We start from the raw sequence: 19,966 nt of genomic DNA on the forward strand, positions 1-19,966 counted from the left end.
AGATTGGGGGCGACCCGGAGCTCCCGAAGCCGCGCCTGGGCCTCTTTGAGGCCCGCGGCGCCCACCACCGCTCGCCAGAGGCCGATCGCCCCGATCCGATGCGCCCCCTGGCTGCTGCGCTCCTGCGTGAGCTCCGCGGCAAAGGCCCCGCCCCTGCCGCCGACCAGCCCCCGACCAGCCCGCTGACCCCTCCACGTCCCGCGACCGAGGGTGAGGACTTAAGCGCCCTGGATGAAGGCTGGGGCGAAGGCTGGCTGGGCGATGCGATAAGCGACGCGGCCGACGAGATCTTCATTGTCGACGACTCCCCCACGCCTTTTGAGCGCCTGCCGGGGGCCGACGATGCAAAACCTCAGGCCAGCAGCCCGCCGCCCCCCATCCCCACAGCTCCGGCTCCGGACGCGGACGAGGACGCCGAGGAGATCGACGACGCCAACATCGAAGAGGTCGACGTGACGCCGGGGATCGCCATGCCCTCGGACACGACCGCGCAAGAACCGAGGGTCACCCAGGATGCCCCGGATCGCGAGGCTCCGCGCGAAGATCACGCCGAGGCCGACCGGCGCCAGCAGGCCAAACGTCCGCATGGCGAGCCAACCTCTGGCACACGTGACCCCTTCAACATCGAGAGCATCCTCGAGAGCGCCCTGCCCTCAGCGAGGCGCTACCGCCTGAAGATCGGCGACGCGACCTACGGCAACATCGACACCCCGACGCTCCTGGCCCTCTTGCAGCGGGGCGTTTGGGTGATCGCCGACGCCATCGCCGAAGATGACGGCCCCTTCGTGCCCCTCGAAGAGCACCCGATCTACGAGAAGGTGCAGGCCGCGCTGACCCGGGGTCTGCATGCGATGCTGCTGGCGCACGCCACCGGCACGAGCGCGAAACCGGCGCGGGCCGATCAGGTGCCGGCCTTTCATGCCGAGATTGCCGAGACGCAGGCACCGGCCGAGCGCTCACTCTGGAGTCGCATCAGCGCCGGGCATGTGCTCCCTTGGACGGTCGCGCTGGTGGCCACCGGCGTGGCCAGCGCGGCGGTGACCTACGCGGCCTTCGCCCCGGCTGCGGCGACGACGCAGACCGAGCGTGCCGCCTACGCCCCGGCGGTGGCCGTGGAGCCGATGCTCATCGACGACTTCGCCCTGGAGCGCGAGCGCCAGCGTCGCATCCATGAGGCCATCGAGGTCGCGGTCGACCGCGTGGACGAGGCCCTGGAGATCGCCCCGGACGAGCTGGCCGAGGCTGCGCTGGCCGAGAACAACCACAGCCTGGCGCGCGAGATCCTCACCCGCGCCTACGCGCAGGCCTCAACGCCCGGGGAGCTGCAGGCGCTCTTTGACCAGTCGCTGGAGGTCGACCCGGCGCTCTATGCTCCGCTGGAGACGCTGGAGCCCTCGCCAGAGGTCGCGCTACGCGCGCTCGGTGGCGGACGTTCGGTGAGCATGCGCCTGACCGAATCCGGCGAGAGCCGCTACGCCTTTAAGCCCGCCCAGTTTGAGTGGGAAGATGGCTGGAAGGCCGAGATCGCCGCCTACCGCCTCTGCCAGATGTTGCCCTGCGGCTTTCGCGTGCCCGAGAACAAGCACGCGCGCCTGAGCCGCGACGCCTTCGATGAGCTCTACGGCCGCGTCAACACCGCCCGGCAACGCAACTACGCCGAGGCCCGTTTCGACGATCTTCGCTGGGTTCTTGAGCGCGACGAGACCGGTCAGGAGAAGGAGTTCTTGCACGGCGTCATCAAAGCCTGGGTGCCCGAGCTCCACCAGTGGCCCATCGAATACACCGAGGTCTGGCAGCCCCTGGTCGACGTGAACGCCGACCCGAGCGTGCTGGAGCAGCCCGCGCCCGCGTTTCTTCAGACCCTCATCGAGCGTGATGAGACCGGCCAGGCGCGCCAACTTCGTGGCGAGTTGGGGGAGACATCGACACGCGAGATCGCGCGTCAGCTCTCCAACATCACGGTCTTCGATTATCTGACCAACAACTTCGATCGTTACAGCGGCGTGGAGGAGTACTACGGGGTCAACAACCACTTTGTGGACGGCGCCTTTTTGAGCCTCGACAACGGCGCGGCCTTTCAGTTTCAGCCGATGGCGGTGGTCGAGCGCCGCCTTCCGGGGGTCACCCGCTTTAGCCGCACGATGATCGACGCGGTGCGCATGATGCGACCGGAGGTCGTCGATCCCATCCTCTTTCCCGAGCAGAACAACCGCGACCGGTTGCGCCTTAAGGTCTTCTGGCAGCAACGCGAGAAGTTGCTCATGCACGTCGACCGCCTGGTCGCCGAGCACGGCGAAGAGGCCGTGTACGCCTTCGAATAAGCAACCCGGATCACACAGCTCACTCAGCCCGCGCGCCGACGCCCCTGCACAGGCAGGCGCAGCGTAAAGCACGTCCCCTCGCCGACCACACTATCGCAGGTGAGCTGCCCGCCGAGCTCGTCCACCAGGCTGCGCGCCACAAAAAGCCCCAGACCGGTGCCACGACCGACGGGCGAGGTTGTGAAGAAGGGATCGAAGATCCGTCGCAGATGATGGACCGAGATCCCGCGCCCGTTGTCGCGAACCTCGATGGTTGCCAGATCGGGCTCGCGGCGAGTGCGTACGACGACTTCTGCACCCGCGCTCTTCTCGTCGAAGGCGTGCGTCACGTTCAAGAGCAGGCTGACCAGCACCTGCGTGAGCTGCGTGGTGTTCGCCCGAACCTGACCAAGCTCGTCGCCCACCCGTCGCATCGTCGCGAGCTGGCCAATCTCGCCGGCGCTGATCGTCATCGCGTCCTTAAGGCACTGCTCCAGGTCGATCCAGTCCACCTCGTCACCAGCACCGCCCGAAAAAGCGCGCATCGCGTCGACGATCCCCCGCATGCGCACCACCCCGTCGAGCGCCTCGGAGAGCGCCTCGTCGATCGCATCGAACGCCGGCGTCTCACCACGAAGCGAACGCAATGAAAATCGCAGGTTGGCGTCCACAAAGGAGAGAGGGTTGTTGATCTCGTGGGCGATCCCCGAGGCCAGCGTGCCCACCGCGACCATGCGATCGGTGAGGAGGAGGTGGGCGTGCATCTTCTGGTAGTCGCTCATATCGCGCATCGCGACGACGCGCCCACCCACCGCGCCGGGCAGCGGACTCACGGTATAAACGACGGCGAAGCGCGAGCCGTCGGCACGCTCGAAGGTGTCGTCGTGGCAGCGCACATCGGCACCGCTGCCCAGGGCGAGCTCCAGGGCGCAGGGGCCCTCATCGGCCCACATCGCGCGCTGCGGATGCACAAGGGAGTGGAAGTCGCGCCCTTGAAGCGCCTCCACGCTCAGCCCCAGCATCCGTGCGGCGCTGGGGTTTGCGAACATCACGCGTCCGGCGGCGTCGAGGGTCACCACCCCCTCGCCAAGACCGTGGGCGGCAGCGCGACTCAGGGTCATGCGCTGCTCCAGGTCGGCCGCGCGTGACTGGGCGTAGGTGAGCGCCTCCCGGATCATCGCGGCACGTCGCGCACGTTTGATCGTAGCGCCGGCGAGTCGAGCTGCCCGGGAGGCAAGCCGACGCGAGGTCGCGTCAAACGGACGCGACCACGATAGCAGCGCTAGCACCGCGCGTACCCCATCGCCCACATCCAGCCGCAGCGCCAGCCCCATCCCCCAGGGCTCATTGGCGCGCGGCGAGATCTCCACGACATCCTCGGCGCCACAATAAGGCTCCAGCGCCAGCGCCTCACCCCACGCCCGCAACCCTCCCGCGTCGCCCTCATCGCTGCACGCCCGAACCACGCGCCCGCTCCCCTGCAGCGCATCGTCAAAGACCACCACACACCCATCGCCCAGACGCCCGGCCAGTCGCGCGGGCAACGTCTCGATGAGCGTCTCCACCCCCTCGCCATCGACCCACATCGCCAGCAACGCGAAGAGCTCTTCCATATCGCGCTCACCCGCCATCCAGCTCAGATAACGTGTGACATCCGTATCACTGCTCTCCATAGATCTCGCCAGAAATGCCGACCACGCATCCGCATGGCCCGGTTCAGGGGATGCACCCATCACATGCCCCCCACAACGTCTTTCGGGATTTGATGATCGCATCGTAACGAAATTTCGCGATCTTCAAAGCTTCATTTCGCGATTTCTCAAGCTTAAACGGGCACTTGCACCGCCATCGCGCGCAGATTTTGCGCAGCGTCACGGACTTGCCTCCACCGCCGATTTCGTCGAGGCTTGCCGCGACAGCTGCCTGCCCTTGACGTTGAGCGCCGATCCCATGACATCTCCCCCCACACACGATGCCCTCTTTCAGAGCTACGCCGAGGCGATCTACGAGGTCATACGCGAGGAGGGGCCCCTCGCGTTGAGGGTCGGCGAGGGCGTCGACGCGTTGTTGGAGGTGAACGAGCTCGATGCCGAGACCCCCTGGGCGGTGATCACCGCCTACAACCCCGCCTCACAGCTTCGATCGCCCGCCGAGAACGCCCGCGCGCACACCGCGCTGGCCGACCTTTTGCGTCAGCGAGGCCTCACGCATCTTCCCACCCGCGCCCGCGACCCACGCGGCGAGTGGCCCGACGAGGCGGGATTTTTGATCGTTCGGATCGAACCCGAGGAGGCCCGGAAGATCGCACGGCGCTTTGCTCAGAACGCGATCCTCATCGGCCGCGGAGCAGGGCCGGTCGAGATCCTGGACTGCCGCCTTACCCCGGACTCCCGCTTGCCCCCGCGAGTCGTCGAGGCGATGCGCCTGGGGGTGGTTCCCGACGAGTCTGTCGACGCCTACACCGTGGGTCGCGACACCGAGCTCGACCTCGTCGACACCGACCTCGGCGCGCTCGCCCACGGCGCGGGTAACCTGCGCGTGCTGCTGGCCGACTACGGCGCCGGCAAAACGCACCTGCTCGAAGTCATCGCGCGCCGGGCGTTGGCACAGAACTTCCTCGTCGCCCGGGTGGTGCTCGACGCGGAGGGCGCCGCCCCCAGCCACCCGGGTCGCGTCTACCGCGGGCTCATCGACCAGCTTACTTACCCGGAGCGTCCCGACGCCCCGCGCCAGGGGCTCAGCCCGCTCTTCGAGCGTGCGCTGCAGAGCCCGACAGCCCGCGCCCGTTTCGACCTCCCCGAACGACCCTCGGTCACCTCACAGCAACGACCCTCGGTCACCTCACAACACCGACCCTCGGTCACCCCCCAACGACCCTCGGTCGACGACGACAGCGATCGTCCCGAGCCTGCACCCCATCTGTATCTGAGCGCCGCGCTCACTCACTTTGAGCGACTCTCGGTCGATGCTCACCCCGAGCTTCGCGACCGCCTGATGCGCTGGATCGAGGGTCAGCCCATCGGCCGTAACCGCGACCTCGACCAGGAGTTGCGAAGACTTCCCGGCAAACACCGTACGATTTACAGCCTCAAAGATTACCGCCCCTGGGCACGTATCTACGCCTACCTTTTGAGCGGCATCGACACGCTCGCGCGCGACGCCGGCTACCAGGGGCTGGTGCTGCTCTTTGATGAGGCCGAGCGCTTTGCGCTCCTTTCCAGTGAGAACCGCGCCCACGCCGAGAACCTCTTTAAGGCAATGGCCGCGGCCAGCGTGGGCGCCGACGCTGCGCCCTTTGAGCGCGAAGACCTCTCCGGCGGCGGCCTGGGCGTGTTGCAGACCCTCCCGGCCCGCTACCACAACCGCCACGGCCTGCTGGCGATCTTCGCCATGACCCCCGATGATCAGGGCGTGGACGTGCTGCGCCAGGCCGCTCCCGACGACGCCTTTGTCGACCTGAAATTGCTTGGCGGTGAGGACTTCGAGAAGCTCGCAAGCCGGGTGCTTCGCCTGTACCGCGACGCGCACGAAGAGCCTCTACCCGCCGCCCTGGATGCCCTTCTACCCCGCATCATCAGTGGACTTCATCGCCATGGCCTGCTCAACACGCCGCGCCAGTCGATGAAGTTTATCGTCGAGCTCCTCGACATCGCACGCCGCCGCCCCACGCGGTTGCGCGACGCGGTGGGCGAGCTTCAGGGACTGCTAAATACCTGACCCCCTGAGAATCGCCCCCTGGACGGCACTCTCATGGTGCCCACCTTGCCCGCTGCCCTTACGCCGTCTTCCGAGAGCCCTCCATGTCCACCGCCCTCACCCTCTCGCCATCGCTGCACGTCGTCGAAGACCTGCGGGACGGCCCGCTTATCATCGGCCTGCACGGCTGGGGCGGAAGCCACCACACCTTTGACCCGCTACGCGATCACCTGCCGCCCGACCGGGCCTTCGCGGGGTGCGACTGGCCCGGCTACGGCCTCTCTCCGGCCCCCTCTCACTTCACCCTGGACGCCATCGTCGAGCCGGTGGCCGCGTGGTTGCACGATCTTCGAGGCCGCCACCCTGGCCCCTTCATCGCCGTGGGAAGTTGCAGCGGGGCCCTCTTCGGCATCGAACTTCTGCGCCGCCATCCCGGCGCGCTCGATCACCTCGTGATGGTCGAGCCCTTTGCGTTCAACCCCTGGTATTTAAAGCTCTTTCTGATCCCTGGCTTTGGCCGCCTGGCCTACGTCTCGACCTTCGCAAACCCGCTTGGCCGCTGGCTCACCAACCGCTCGCTCGCCGCCCAGAGCGACGAGCAACCGGACATGACCACCGTCGCGCACACCCCCACCCGCACCACGCTTAGCTACCTGCGCGAGCTCGACCGCATGGGCAACGCGCGCCGCTTCGCCGAGGTCACCACTCCGTTGAGCCTTGTGCATGGGGAGCGCACCTTCGGTGCCCTGATCCGCGGGATCCCGATGTGGCAGGAGCTCTTCCCCGCCGCACCGCTCGATGTGGTGGAGGGTGCGGGACACCTCCCCCTGAGCGAGAAGCCGGAGCTTTTGGCGCGGTTGGTAGAACGGGAGGTTGCGAAGGCAGCGGAGAAGGTCAATCGGAGTGCGGGGTGAGGTAATGGACCCACGCCGTCACGACCGACAGTCACCCGCATGCGACCTACAGTCACCCGCATGCGACCTACAGTCACTCGAGGCCGATGCCCACGCGACCGACAGTCACTCGAGGCCCCGCAAATAAGCGGTCGATCGCGCACTGGTCATGGGCGCAAGGCGCCCCGCAAAGAGCGATTTCACCACCCACTTCGCCTCATCACCTGCTCCCCCACGCGTTCTCATTGCCCCGCAGACCTCTCCCCCGAGCGCTCCCGAGCGCTCAACCGCCCCCCGGTACGCGTCCGAACGCGTTCTGCGCCGATTCACGCTCGTTATGACCCCGAAGCGCCGCCCCACTCCCAAACGAAAGACAGAGCGGCGCCTCAACGCCCCTTCAATGCGCACAAAGAACAGCTCCCCCCAATGGTCGACAACGCAGTTCATCACCCCCGGCACCGCCAACATCCTTCCCCGGCGGCGCCGGCATCACCCGATGCGCTCGGTCACCTCCCTCGGGCACCCGCGCACAACGCCCCTCCAGGCTCTCTAGCTACTCGGCCACCTGAGCCGCATCCCGCCCGGGCGCACCGCGCGCCTGGTGGACCTGATAGATCTGAAAGTTCGCCGCCAGCCCCGCCTCACAGGGGTCGTGTTCCCGACACGTGATCGGCGCGTTGCGCCTTAACCACAGCGTACCGCAGGGAAAGACGCAGCGCTTCTTGCCCTCAAGCCACCGCTTGCGCTCCCGGGCGTAGGCGTCACGAAACGCCTTCTCCCGCACCTGCGCCTCCTCCTGAAGCTGCGGATCGCTGGCAGCAAATCGGGGCGCAGCCTCCCCACGGCCAGCCGGCGTCTTCGGGCTGCTGGAGGGATCGGTCGCGAGCACGCCCTCAACCCCCAGAAACGTGCGCTTCTGGCGGGCCATCTCGCGATGAATCTTCTTCTCGCCCTTCTTCACCAGCTTCTCAAAATGAGCCACCACCTCCTCAAGCGTCATCTCCTCATATCCGGGCGGGCGCCGGGGCGTAAACGCGATCGTCTCGGGCTGGTCATCGCCGTAGTGGCTCTCCGGGCGCGGCACATTGACCGTCTTCTCCCAGTCGGAGGGCATGATCATAAAGCCCGGCCAGTCTCTGGCGCGCTCCACAAGCCCGGCCCTCACCGGGTTGAGCAGCACATAGACGATGTGATTCTCCAACGCCTGCCGGTCGAGCAGCACCGTATCGCCGTACTGGCTGCGGTTCCACAGCGAGTCGCCCGGACCCGATAGACCCAGGACTTTCTTGCGCACACTGGAGATGCCGCTCATCGCGTCGCGCATAAAGTCGCTCCGCTTTGCCTGCCTGTCATGGACCACCAGATGCAGGTGGTTGGACATGACCACCCCGGCATACAACTCCACGTCGCTGCGCTCCGCCGAGCGCGCGAACTCGTAGGCCGCAATCGCGTTCATGGGCGCATCGGGCCGAAGCGCATAGCGACGACCATGCGTGCGACGGGTCAATGCGGCGACCTGACCTGGAAGATGGCGACGAGGACGAGTCATAAAACGCTCCGAGCAGGAGGGGATGTGAGACCTCTCCCGATCGTTATCGAGCGCTGGCGCCAGAAGTTGCCGCCGATGGGCAAAAAAGTGCCCTGGTGCTGACAAAACTACAGGCCCCACCGGGCGATGGTGCGCATGAACAAACAACCTTATGCGACCGTCAACATCCTCATGCGACCCTCGGTCACCTTACCTGACCCTCGGTCACTTCACCTGACCGTCACTTCACCTGACCCTCGGTCACCTCACCTGACCCTCGGTCACTTCCACTTCGCCTGACCCTCGGTCACTTCCACTTCGCCTGACCCTCGGTCACCTCACCTGACCCTCGGTCACCTCGCCTGACCCTCGGTCATCCCACCTGACCCTCGGTCACCCGCAACCCATGAAGCGACTGCTCTTCATGTGTTATACTCGCATCCCCCCAACCCCGGAGTTGGCTGATGATCCCGGAAAACCTCGTATCGCCCCGCCACACCCTGCATCGCGCCCACCACCTGCTCCTGGCCGCCGCCCTCACCGCCACCGCCCTCCTCACCTCCGCCGGATGCGCAAGCGCCCAGCCCGCCCCCTCCACCCTGGGTGCCGAACAGTCCACCTCGACTTCGACCAGCGCTGCCGGGCCACGCTCCGGCCCCGGCGTGTGCGCCCCCGCCCCGCTCAGCGAACTTCGGGGGTGCACGCTTATCACCGGCGACCTCGTCATTGAGAACATCCGGGAGTCGGCGCTTCCCGACCTCGGCAGCATTGAGCGCGTCGAGGGCAGTCTCATCGTTCGGCAGAGCTTTTTGCTCAACCACCTCGAGGGGCTGCGCAACCTGGACGCAGTCGGCGGCGACCTGATGCTCGTGGGACTCCCGGGCCTCGCTACACTCGAAGGACTTAGCAAACTCCGGGTCGTCGGCGGTGAGTTGCACCTGGTAGAGGTCGGCGTCGACGCCTGCCTCATCGCCGAGTTCATTCGGGGGCAACGTGAGCGCGGCTACCAGGGCCCGGCGCACGTCATCGGCGTCGACCCTTCTCCCCACTGCCAGGTTGACTTCGCCTCTCCTGAGTTCGCCGGTCCCCTGACCACCCCCGCATCTCCCGACGCCGGCGCAATACCCGCCCCCAACCCCACGCTGCCGCCGATCACGCTTCCCGACATTGACGAGATTCGCGGCGGAAACCACCTTGAGACCATCCACCCCGAGATCGCCCTGCGCGCCCGCCTCTTATATGAGTTGCTCGAACACGAGGGCATCGAGGTCGTGTTCATCTCCGGACACCGCAGCTGGAGCCCGCCCGGCGGCCGGCGCCTGGCCAGCTGGCATCATGTCGGCATGGCCTTCGATCTTAACCTCACCCACCGCGCGACGATGAGCGAAGCCAACCGCCACTACGAGGCGGACCGCAAAGCGTGGGAGCGCATCGGTGAGCTGGCCGAAGGACTCGGAATCATCTGGGGAGCACGCTACGACGACATCTTCCACTTCGAGTGGCACCCCGGCCATCACGCCCGCATGAGGCAGCACGAATTCGACGCGTTTCGCGATCTGGCCGGTCAGGACCTGGGCAACTACCGCCAGGGCTGGTCGCTTTACGAAGATGATCTCCAGAGCGTCGACGAAACCCCTCCCTGCCTGGGCGGCTGCTACATCCCACCAGATCAGGGCTTGAGCGAACTTCTTGACTCGCTGCGTTAGACCTGTTCATCGACAAATTCAAAACCTGTTCAAAAAAATTCGTGCACATGCTTGCCACCTTTCGTCTCGCTCCTAAGGTTCCCTTCGAGCTGTCGGCTGTGGTGCCTCCTCCGGTTGTACCCGATACCGCGGGCAACCCTGTTCAAAAGGTGGTCACCCCCGAGAGCTACGATAGAAACGGTGAACTTAACGCAGTTAAAGGAGATGGATCATGAACAAAAATCTGAAACTTCTGGTGCTTTTTTTGATCGGCGCGTTCGTTGTGGCGTGCGGCGGTGACGATGACGACCCCGAGACCATCGATGATGTCGGTGTGGAAGAAGACGCCGGCGATGACGCCGATGTCGAAGAAGACACCGGCGGCGAAGAAGATGCCGGTGAAGACACCGACGTCGAGGACGACGCCGGCGGCGACGACGAGCTCAACATCGTTGAGACCGCTCAGGCCAACGAAGACTTCTCCCTCCTTGTCGAGGCAGTGGTCCGCGCCGGCCTCGATGATGACCTCGCCGGTGAAGGCCCCTTCACCGTCTTCGCACCGACCAACGCCGCGTTTGAAGCGGCTGACCTCGACTCGGCCGCCATCGCGGAGATGGAGCCCGCCGACCTCGCCGCCGTGCTCACCTACCACGTCCTTGACACTGAGGTGCTTGCTGCTGACGTGAGCCCGGGTGCTGTTCAAACGCTCAACGGCGCGCCGGCCATCATCGAAGACATCGACGGTCTGACCTTCGCCACCGCGCCCATCAGCGCGACCGACGTCATCGCCACCAACGGCGTGATTCACGTCATCGACGAAGTCGTCTTCCCGCCGGCCTTCAACGCCGCTGAAACCGCAACCGACTCTGGAAACTTCACCGGTCTTCTAGCTGCGGTTGAGGCCGCTGAGCTCGGCGAAACCGTCGCGACCGGTGGTCCCTTCACCGTGTTCGCCCCGGCTGACCCGGCCTTTGATGACATCAACCTGGAAGACTTCACCGCCGAAGAGCTCGCTGGCATCCTGTCCTTCCATCTTGTGCCCGGCTATGTCAGCTCCTTCGACCTGGCCAGCGGCAACGTCGCCACGGTCAACGGCGCGGAAGCGGAAATCGTCGTCGACGGAGCTACCGTGACCTACGAAGGCGCCACGGTGACCGAAGCCAACATTCTGTCCAGCAACATGATCATTCACGTCATCGACAGCGTGGTGTTGCCGCCCACCGAGTAAGGTCGCGGCGCAGTAGCACACCGGTGAGGCGCCAGCCTCGCCGGCGTGAATGTCCGAAGGGCGTGCCAATCTGGCACGCCCTTTTTTGTTGCCTGCGGGCACATCAACGCGTGCCTCACGAACCACGCACCCGATTTATGGCCCACATTCGTTCATGACGCGACTTGTCATTCCCCGAAGATTTCGCTATGGGTTCGCCCACTTGCGCATGATTTTGGCCACCTTTTGAATGTGGCATGTGACTTGCTCTACACTTTGGATCTCTCGATTGAGATCCCTCTGGCTGCCGACGCGTCAGACTAACGCATGGATACCCTCATGATTCGCACCTCTTCCTGGATGCCCTCTCTCGTGGCGCTGACGCTCCTACTGGGCGCAGCGGCCTGCGGCGAAAGCAGCGTGCATTATAATACGGGCGACGGCGTCACCCGCGTCGACACCAACCCCGACCGCGACCCGCCGACCAACGACGACGCCCGGGGCTACACGCTCAGCGCCGTCAGTCAGACCGAGCAGGGCACCTACATCGGCGAGTCGCTCGAACTTCAGGTGCGCCTGGCCGATGACCAGGGCGAGGTCACCCCGGATGAGGCGATCACCTTCGAGATCATCGCCGAGGCCGGCTCCACCCAGACTCGCCTCCAGTCCAACTCCTCGTTCACCAACGCGCAGGGCATCGCCACCAACCGCCTGCTCGTCGGCGACGCGCTGGGCACCATTCGCGTGCGCGCCACCCACAGCTGGGCCGATGACCCGGTCGACTTCACCGTCAACGTGGGCACCGTGCCCGTCGGCGCCCTGCGCATCGGCGCCTCCTACGACCGCACTGATGTCGCCCCCCTGAGCTTTGTGCAGCTGCGCCTCTGGGACGCCGTCCAACAGCCCTGCTCCTCCATCCCCACCTTCACCCCGCCGGCCGCCGCGCACCTGCTCGAAGCCGACCTGGCCGACCTCACCGATACCGCCCTCTTTGAAGGCCTCGATCCGAATAACCGCTACACCGTCGTCGCCTACGGTCGCGGCGCCTTCGACCAGATCATGGCCTTCGGCTGCGCCGACGACGTCAGCGCCGAGCCCGACGCCACCACCGACGTGATGGTCGACCTCACGCTTCTCGACCTGATGCCGACCGGCGTCTACGACGTCGAGAGTTATTGGGATTTCCGCGAGGCGATTTCCAGCACCGGGGCGATTGGGTCGACGATTGTCACTGCGGTTGAAGCCATCTCCAACCCGGGTCGCGCCATTGCCGACCTGGTGATCGACTGGGCAGAAGAATGGGTCTGTGAGAACCGCAGCCTTGAAGAATGTCTTATCGCGATGGCCTTTGGCGGCGAAGCTCGTGACACTATTGAAGACTTCGTCAACGACCAGCTCAGCCGCATGGAGTTTTTCGCAGACCTCATGGCCATTGGCCAGGATCTCAATGACACCATCAGCCAGATGAAGGTCGAGAGCGTCCTCACCATCAGCAACAAACAAGTTGGCGAGGGCGAGCTTCGCGGGGTGGACGCCTGGCAGGCGATGAACTTCTACTGGCGTCGCAACTGCACCGACACCAGCCCTGCTGACTGCGGCGAAATTCGCTTCGGGCTCGGATCTGGCAGCAGCATCGGGGCGTTGCAGTCGGAGTGGGACGGCCGTCTCATCAACTACAACCGACTGGAGATCGACGCTCATGAGATGACGGTGCCCTACGGCCTGGTCATCTTGCAGATTCTCAATGATACGCTGATCCCGGCGATGACCGGCGGCAACGCCAACAGCATCTCCGGAGCGCTCAACTACTGGATCTGCGATAACATCGGCTCAGTGAATGTGGGTGGCATCAACCTGCCAGTGGGAAGTTTTTGTAGCTCTCTCGTCGCTCCACTGATCAGCACCTACGCCAACCAATTCCTCGCCGACCTGGAGTTCTCCATCAACCTCTTCGTCGAAGGCGAAGGCCTGATGTATGACACCGACTCCGACGGCGTCACCGACCTCATCAACGAAGGGCTCTTCCTTGGCGAGGTGCGCCGCGACGACGGGCCGCCCACCGAGATGGAGGCCACCTTCGAGGGCGTCCGGCAGCCTTAATCTTCGATCCCCCCGGGTCGGGGACCGTCCCCGACGTTGAGAAAAGCTCGCTACCCCCTCGGGTAGCGGGCTTTTTTGTCACCAAACCTGCGACGTTCATTCTCGCGACGTCTCATGCCCGCAAACCGCGCTGTGCGTCGTTTCCAGGGAGCGTCCCCTTGCCTTCGGCCCACCATTCTAAATAGCTTCGCGTCGCCGCGTGTTACCCCAACGCAATGACCGAGAGTCACCCGAGATGACCGAGAGTCACCCGAGATGACCGAGGGTCACCCGAGATGACCGAGGGTCACCCGAGATGACCGAGGGTCACCCGAGATGACCGAGGGTCACCCGAGATGACCGAGGGTCACCCGAGATGACCGCATACACGCTTATCTTTTCGACACAGCCCCGCCACGCCGTGGAGTCCCCCATGACCCGAAACCTTCCTGTTCATTCTCCCGTTCAATCGCCCGGCCGCCGCCCCGAGCAGTTCAGCGATCGCAGCCGCGTCGTCGCCTTTACCCTGGCGGTCTTTCTGGGAGCGCTCGGTGTGCATCGCTTCTACACCGGCAAAGTCATCACCGGCCTGCTTATGTTTCTCACCGCCGGCGGCTTTGGCCTGTGGTGGGCCGTCGACGTCATGACCATCTTGATGGGCTATTACCGCGACGCCGAGGGCCGGCGCCTGGCGCCGCCCACCCGACAGCCCGAGCGACTACCACACCATCCGGAGCCCACGCGTCGCGCGGTCCCCACCCGCGCTCCCACCGACGAAGAGATCGCCGAGCGCGAGCTCGACAAACTGCTCGACGACCCGCTGGCCGATAAGTTCGCCGAGCTGGAAGCCGAGATGGGGCAGGACGCCACCCTCGATAAGCGCGCGCATCACCGGCACTGACCCTCGGTCACTCTTACCTGACCCTCGGTCACTCTTACCTGACCCTCGGTCACTCTTACCTGACCCTCGGTCACTCTTACCTGACCCTCGGTCACCCTTACCTGACCCTCGGTCACTCCATCAAAACGACCATCATTCACCTGACCCTCGGTCACTTTTACCTGACCCTCGGTCACTCTTACCTGACCCTCGGTCACCTGACCTTCGATCACTCTTGCCTGACCCTCGGTCACACAACCACGACGATCAAAAAAACCCACCGCGAGCGTCGCGGCGGGCTTCTGTCATGTCGCCCGGTGCCTCATCGAGGTCGCAGATCCCTCGTCGACGCTTAGTTCGCCGGCAGCGTCATAAAGATCGTCGCCCCCTGACGGTAGAGCAGCACCAGCACCTGCCCACGCGAGGTCTGCCAGAGCTGGGAGACGTCGGCCGGTGAGGAGACCGGGCGGCGGTTGACCTCCAGAATCACATCCCCGGGGCGAAGGCGCAGACGCGCCGCCTCACTCCCCGGCGCAACCTCGGTCACCGCCACCCCCTGGCGCAGCGCCGGGGGTACGCGAAGCTGCGCGCGCAGCTCATCGTTGAGGGCCTGCAGGCTCAGCCCTTCGACTGGCGAGGGCGCAAAGCCCGGAGCGCTGGCCACACCGGCCGCATCTTCCAGCGCGCCGAGCTCCAGGCGACCTTTCATAGCCTGACCCTCGCGAAGATAGGCGACCTCCACCTCGGTACCCGGCTGAGCCATGCCCACGCGGTTCTTCAACTCCCCGGGAGAGCTCACGCTGCGCCCGGCAATGCTCGTGATCAGGTCACCGCGCTGCAAACCGGCGCGCGCCGCCGGGCTCTGAGGCTGCACGTCCGAGACGACCACCCCGCGCGCGCTCTCCGGGATCTCCAGCGCGCTGGCAAGCTCCGGGGTCAGCTCCTGGATCATCACCCCGAGCCAGCCGCGGCTGACCTTTCCGGTTTCCACCAGGCTCTCCATGATGCCACGGGCCATCTTCGAGGGGATCGCAAACCCGACGCCCTGGTAGCCGCCGCTCTTGGAGAGGATCGCCGTGTTGATGCCCACAAGCTCCCCGCGCAGGTTCACCAGCGCCCCGCCGGAGTTGCCCGGGTTGATCGCCGCGTCGGTCTGAATGAAGTCCTCATAGTCGACAATCCCCATATTGCCCCGGCCCTTCGCCGACACAATGCCTAAGGTCACGGTGCTGGAGAGCCCGAAGGGGTTGCCGATGGCCACCACCGACTCCGCCAGGCGAAGCGCGTCAGAGTCACCAAACTCAATCGCTTTGAGGTCGTCGGGCGCGTCTTTGAAGCGCAGCACGGCGATGTCGCTCTGCGGATCGGAGCCCACGACCTCGGCCTCAAACTCTCGCCCGTCGTTGAGGGTCAGGCGGATGGTGTCGGCGCCTTCGATGACGTGGTTGTTGGTGAGCACGATGCCCTCAGCGTCCACAATCACGCCACTTCCCAGGCCTTCCTGCACGCGCTCCTGAGGTTGCTGCGGCATCCCCCGCGGCCCGAAGAAGGGGTGGCCGCCAAAGGGAGAGCGCCCGAATGGCGAGGCCATCTGCCGCACGCTGCGCTCGGTGTTGATGCCCACCACCGAGGGCATCACCTTCTCGACCACATCGGGGAGCTCCAGGCGCATGGCCATCTCGGAGCCGCTCACCCGCAGGTCGTGCCCTGCCGCGCCTGCCGCCTCATCGGGATGGGGCGCCACCTCCACGCTGGCCTCTTCGACGCCGGGCGCGCTGACCGCCGGGTCGGGGCTCGTCTCCGGTTGAAAACAGGCCACGCCGGTGGCCGCCAACATCGCGATCATCCAAGGTGCTCTTCGCATGGGGTCTTCCTCCCGTCTCAACACAGGGTTCAACATCATCTCGGCCAGCCGCCGTACGGGATCTGGCCATGGCGGGTGTTCAACGCGACAATAATTTAAAATCATTCCCGCCCCCCGGCATCCCCCCGGCTCCCGATATGCGTCCGATGCGCGCGCCCAACCTCGTCATGCCCTCTGAGCGCGTGCGTCATCCCGCGCACCATCGAAGCCACATTGGCGAGCGGGCCCGGCTGCGCTATAACACCCCGCAGACCATCACCGCTTTCCCCACGACGTAGCCCATGACGCACCGCACTCGCCGCCCGCTTCGCCGATCCCTGGCTCTGGCCACGCTGCTCGGCGCGCTTGTCGCCACCGCCGGCTGCGAACGCGTCGGCGACTGGGTTGATGGCGAGTGTCTCGAGGGCCAGCTCGACCGGCCGCGCTTCTGCGACCGCGACGGCGATCTCGTGGCCGACCGCGACCCCGAGGGGCTGCGCTGGCTCAACCCGGACACGCTGATCTTCGCCTACACCCCGGTTGAAGATCCGGCGCAGTACCGCCAGGTCTGGGACGGCTTTCTGGAGCATCTGGAGCGCGAGACGGGCAAAGAGGTGCAGTTCTTTCCCGTGGGCTCCAACGCCGCCCAGATCGAGGCGATGCGCGCCGGACGCCTGCACATCGCGGGTTTCAACACCGGGAGTCTCCCCCTGGCGGTCAACTGCGCAGGCTTTAAGCCCCTGGCGATGATGGCCGCCGAAGATGGCTCCTTTGGCTACGAGATGGAGCTCATCACGCATGTCGACAGCGGCATCACCACCGTCGACGAGCTCAAAGGCCGCACCCTGGCGTTTACCTCCCCGACCTCCAACTCCGGGTTCAAGGCACCCTCGGCCTTGCTCGGCTCGGAGTTCGACTTGCAGGCTGGACGCGACTTCGAGGCGGCCTACTCCGGACGTCACGACAACTCGCTCTTAGGCGTCTTCAATCAGGACTACGACGCCGCGGCGGTCGCCAACGTGGTCACCGACCGCCTCTTTGATCAGGGCAAAGTGCCCCGCGATCAGATCCGCGTGCTCTACCGCTCCAAGACCTTCCCGACCACCGGCTTTGGCGTCGCCTACAACCTGCACCCGGAGCTGGAGCAGGCCATCCGCGACGCCTTCTTCAGCTTCCCCTGGGAGGGCTCGGTGCTGGACCGGGAGTTCCCCGACGAAGACGGCTTCATTCCCATCTCCTACAAAGATCACTGGGAGGTGATTCGCCAGATCGACCAGGTCTTCAAGCCCGGCTACTCCTGCCAGTGATCGTTGAGCGATCTGGCGGCAACTTCTGCTCCTCTCACTGAGGTTATTGCGATGCTCACCCTCAAAGGCCTGCACAAACGCTACCCGGACGGCTTTGTAGCGCTGCCCTCCGTCGATCTGGAGGTGCCCACCGGACAGCTCGTCGCGCTGATCGGCCCCTCGGGCGCCGGCAAATCGACGCTGATCCGCTGCATCAACCGCCTGGTCGAGCCCACATCGGGCTCGGTGAAGCTCGGTGAGCAGGAGCTGACCACCCTCTCGCGCGGGGAGCTGCGGCGAGCGCGTAGGCGCATTGCGATGATCTTTCAAGACTATGCGTTGGTCGACCGACTCACGGTGATGGAGAACGTCTTAAGCGGCCGCCTGGGTTATGTGAGCTTCTGGCAGAGCTGGATGCGGCGCTTTCCTCAGGCCGACGTCGATCGCGCCTTTGAGCTTCTGGAGACGGTGGGCCTCAAAGGGCTTCACGACCGCCGCGCCGACGCCCTCTCCGGCGGCCAGCGCCAGCGCGTCGGCATCGCCCGGGCCCTGATGCAGCAGCCCGAGCTTCTGCTGGTCGACGAGCCCACCGCAAGCCTCGACCCGCGCACCGCACGCCAGGTCATGCAGCTTCTCGGCGATCTGTGCAAAGCGCATAACCTCACCGCGATCATCAACATCCACGACGTGCCCCTGGCCCGCGCCTACACCGACCGCATCGTCGGGCTGCAGGCCGGAAACGTCGTCTTCGATGGCAAGCCGCAAGAACTCACCGACGCGGTGCTCCCCGAGATCTACGGCGGCGAAGACTGGAACAAAGACGCCGAGAGCGACCAGGCGGCAGCGCCGGCTGAAGATGACGGGGTCGCCGCGTGAGCACTGCCCCTCCCACAACGCCGCCGACCGCCGGCGCGCCGCGTCGCTGGCGCCGCCCCCCGCATATCGCCAACCCGCGCACCCGCTGGGCGCTTTACATCGGCGCGAGCCTCTACCTGCTGTGGGCGCTCTCATCGGTCGAGGTCGACGTCGGGCGCCTCTTTGAAGGCATGACCCGTGCGCGCACCTTCTTTGCTGCCGCGCTCTCGCCCGACTTCTTTACGCGCTGGAGCGACATCCGCGCCGGCATCCTGGAGAGCCTCACGATGACGGTGGTGGCCACCGTGGCCGGCATCGCGCTTTCGGTGCCCCTGGGTCTGGGCGCGGCGCGCAACCTGGCCAGCCGCCCGGTCTACCTGGTCTGCCGCGCGATTCTTGCCGGCACGCGCGCCTTTCACGAGATCATCCTGGCGATCATGCTCGTGGCGATGTTCGGCTTCGGCCCCTTTGCCGGCGTGGTCACCCTGGTCGTCTCCACCATCGGCTTTTTAGGCAAGCTCATCGCCGAAGACATTGAGGCCATTCAGTGGAACGCCGTCGAAGCCGTGGAATCCGCCGGGGCCTCCTGGCTGCAGCGGGTCGTCTACGCGGTGCTTCCGCAGATCATGCCGCGTTTTATCGGCCTCTCGCTCTACCGCCTGGACATCAACTTCCGCGAGTCGGCTGTCATCGGCATCGTCGGCGCCGGCGGCATCGGCGCGACGCTGACCACGGCCTTTGATCGCTACGAGTTTGAGGCCGTCTCGGCCATCTTGATCCTCATCATCACCACCGTCTTTATCGCCGAGTACATCGCCGGCGCCATCCGTCGAAAGGTTCTGTGATGCCCGTTGAGCAGCAAGGCGATACCCGCATCTGGCGCCGCCGTGACCGCAAAGCCGCCTGGCAGCATTTTGGCGTCACCCTGGCCGTGGCCGCGCTGGTGGTCTTCTGCGCAAAGATCATCAGCGATCAGACCACCTGGGAGTTTGTGGGCTCGGCGCCGATGCAAGGCGCGGACCTCGCCATGCGCATGTGGCCCCCGCAACTCGGCTACATCGCCGAGCTCTGGGGACCGGTGGTCGACACCATCCACATCGCCACCCTGGGCACCATCCTGGGCGTGATGATCGCCTCGCCACTGGCCTTTCTGGCGGCGAATAACACCACCCCCTCAAAGGTCTTCGTGCGTCCGGTGGCGCTGGCGCTGCTGGTGACCTCGCGCTCGGTGAACTCGATCATCTGGGCGCTGATGCTGGTGGTGATCTTCGGCCCGGGGATGCTCAGCGGCATCATCGCCATCGCGCTGCGATCGGTGGGTTTTTGCGGCAAACTGCTCTACGAGGCCATCGAGGAGATCGACGCCCACACCGTCGAAGCCGTCTCCTCCACCGGCGCGAGCCGCCTTCAGGTGCTCACCTTCGGCGTGATTCCGCAGATCGCCCCGGCCTTCGCCGGCATCTCGGTCTACCGCTGGGATATCAACATCCGCGAGGCCACCGTGCTGGGGCTCGTCGGTGCCGGCGGCATCGGGATGGCCCTTCAGGGCGCCATCGACACCCTGGCCTGGAGCCGGGTCAGCGTGATCTTCCTGGTGATCCTGGCCACGGTCGTGCTCTCGGAGTGGGTCTCGGCCAAAGCGCGCGCGGCGGTGATCTGAGTCCCGTGAGGAGCATCCCCTGGCCCCTTCCCACAGGTTCTCCACAGCCCGGCC

General features: G+C 65.5%; 13 protein-coding genes and 1 pseudogene. 11 read left to right on the forward strand and 3 right to left on the reverse strand.

The genetic code is table 11. From position 1 onward, the window contains the following. Positions 1–2,321 (forward strand): annotated as a pseudogene (locus tag FRC96_RS22230) (hypothetical protein); the annotation flags it as partial. Between the two features lie 23 nt (positions 2,322–2,344). Here FRC96_RS22230 and FRC96_RS14865 read toward each other — a convergent pair. Beyond that, the gene (locus FRC96_RS14865; RefSeq protein WP_230470289.1) at positions 2,345–3,973 is read right to left on the reverse strand and encodes a two-component system sensor histidine kinase NtrB; all 1,629 of its coding nucleotides are present in this window, start codon (positions 3,971–3,973) and stop codon (positions 2,345–2,347) included. Positions 3,974–4,250: 277 nt separating this feature from the next. On the opposite strand from FRC96_RS14865, the gene FRC96_RS14870 reads away from it, so the two are divergent. Next, entirely contained in the window at positions 4,251–6,017 is a 1,767-nt protein-coding gene (locus tag FRC96_RS14870; RefSeq protein ID WP_146975539.1) for a BREX system ATP-binding domain-containing protein, read from the forward strand. Positions 6,018–6,100: 83 nt separating this feature from the next. Then, positions 6,101–6,910 (forward strand): alpha/beta fold hydrolase, encoded by an 810-nt coding sequence (locus FRC96_RS14875; protein ID WP_146975541.1) that lies wholly within the window; start codon positions 6,101–6,103, stop codon positions 6,908–6,910. Positions 6,911–7,442: 532 nt separating this feature from the next. Here the strand turns inward: FRC96_RS14875 and FRC96_RS14880 are convergent. Further along, complete coding sequence (locus FRC96_RS14880) at positions 7,443–8,438, reverse strand: hypothetical protein (protein ID WP_146975543.1); 996 nt, start codon at positions 8,436–8,438, stop codon at positions 7,443–7,445. 443 nt (positions 8,439–8,881) lie between these two features. Between FRC96_RS14880 and FRC96_RS14890 the strand changes: the two genes are divergently transcribed. From FRC96_RS14890 to FRC96_RS14905, 4 genes are all read left to right on the forward strand, one after another. Further along, entirely contained in the window at positions 8,882–10,123 is a 1,242-nt protein-coding gene (locus tag FRC96_RS14890; RefSeq protein ID WP_230470290.1) for a M15 family metallopeptidase, read from the forward strand. Positions 10,124–10,334: 211 nt separating this feature from the next. Beyond that, positions 10,335–11,330 carry a fasciclin domain-containing protein gene (locus FRC96_RS14895; protein WP_146975546.1) on the forward strand — a complete coding sequence of 332 codons (996 nt, stop codon included), beginning with the start codon at positions 10,335–10,337 and terminating at the stop codon, positions 11,328–11,330. A 318-nt stretch (positions 11,331–11,648) separates the two neighbouring features. Then, the gene (locus tag FRC96_RS14900; RefSeq protein WP_146975548.1) at positions 11,649–13,409 is read left to right on the forward strand and encodes a hypothetical protein; all 1,761 of its coding nucleotides are present in this window, start codon (positions 11,649–11,651) and stop codon (positions 13,407–13,409) included. A gap of 412 nt (positions 13,410–13,821) precedes the next feature. Further along, positions 13,822–14,289 (forward strand): TM2 domain-containing protein, encoded by a 468-nt coding sequence (locus tag FRC96_RS14905; protein WP_146975550.1) that lies wholly within the window; start codon positions 13,822–13,824, stop codon positions 14,287–14,289. A gap of 331 nt (positions 14,290–14,620) precedes the next feature. Here the strand turns inward: FRC96_RS14905 and FRC96_RS14910 are convergent, their stop codons facing one another. Further along, positions 14,621–16,132, reverse strand: coding sequence for a DegQ family serine endoprotease (locus tag FRC96_RS14910; RefSeq protein ID WP_230470291.1), 1,512 nt, complete (start codon positions 16,130–16,132; stop codon positions 14,621–14,623). A gap of 281 nt (positions 16,133–16,413) precedes the next feature. On the opposite strand from FRC96_RS14910, the gene phnD reads away from it, so the two are divergent. The 4 genes from phnD to phnE (FRC96_RS14930) are packed head-to-tail and all read left to right on the forward strand — an operon-like array spanning position 16,414 to position 19,912. Then, positions 16,414–17,418, forward strand: coding sequence for a phosphate/phosphite/phosphonate ABC transporter substrate-binding protein (phnD, locus tag FRC96_RS14915; RefSeq protein WP_146975553.1), 1,005 nt, complete (start codon positions 16,414–16,416; stop codon positions 17,416–17,418). A 51-nt stretch (positions 17,419–17,469) separates the two neighbouring features. Next, positions 17,470–18,273 carry a phosphonate ABC transporter ATP-binding protein gene (gene phnC, locus FRC96_RS14920; protein WP_146975555.1) on the forward strand — a complete coding sequence of 268 codons (804 nt, stop codon included), beginning with the start codon at positions 17,470–17,472 and terminating at the stop codon, positions 18,271–18,273. Further along, positions 18,270–19,097, forward strand: coding sequence for a phosphonate ABC transporter, permease protein PhnE (phnE, locus tag FRC96_RS14925; protein WP_146975557.1), 828 nt, complete (start codon positions 18,270–18,272; stop codon positions 19,095–19,097). The genes phnC and phnE (FRC96_RS14925) overlap by 4 nt, the downstream gene beginning before the upstream one ends. Then, the gene (phnE, locus tag FRC96_RS14930; RefSeq protein WP_146975559.1) at positions 19,097–19,912 is read left to right on the forward strand and encodes a phosphonate ABC transporter, permease protein PhnE; all 816 of its coding nucleotides are present in this window, start codon (positions 19,097–19,099) and stop codon (positions 19,910–19,912) included. The genes phnE (FRC96_RS14925) and phnE (FRC96_RS14930) overlap by 1 nt, the downstream gene beginning before the upstream one ends. Positions 19,913–19,966 lie beyond the last annotated feature (54 nt).

This window comes from Lujinxingia vulgaris, assembly GCF_007997005.1.
Lineage (GTDB): Bacteria > Myxococcota_A > Bradymonadia > Bradymonadales > Bradymonadaceae > Lujinxingia.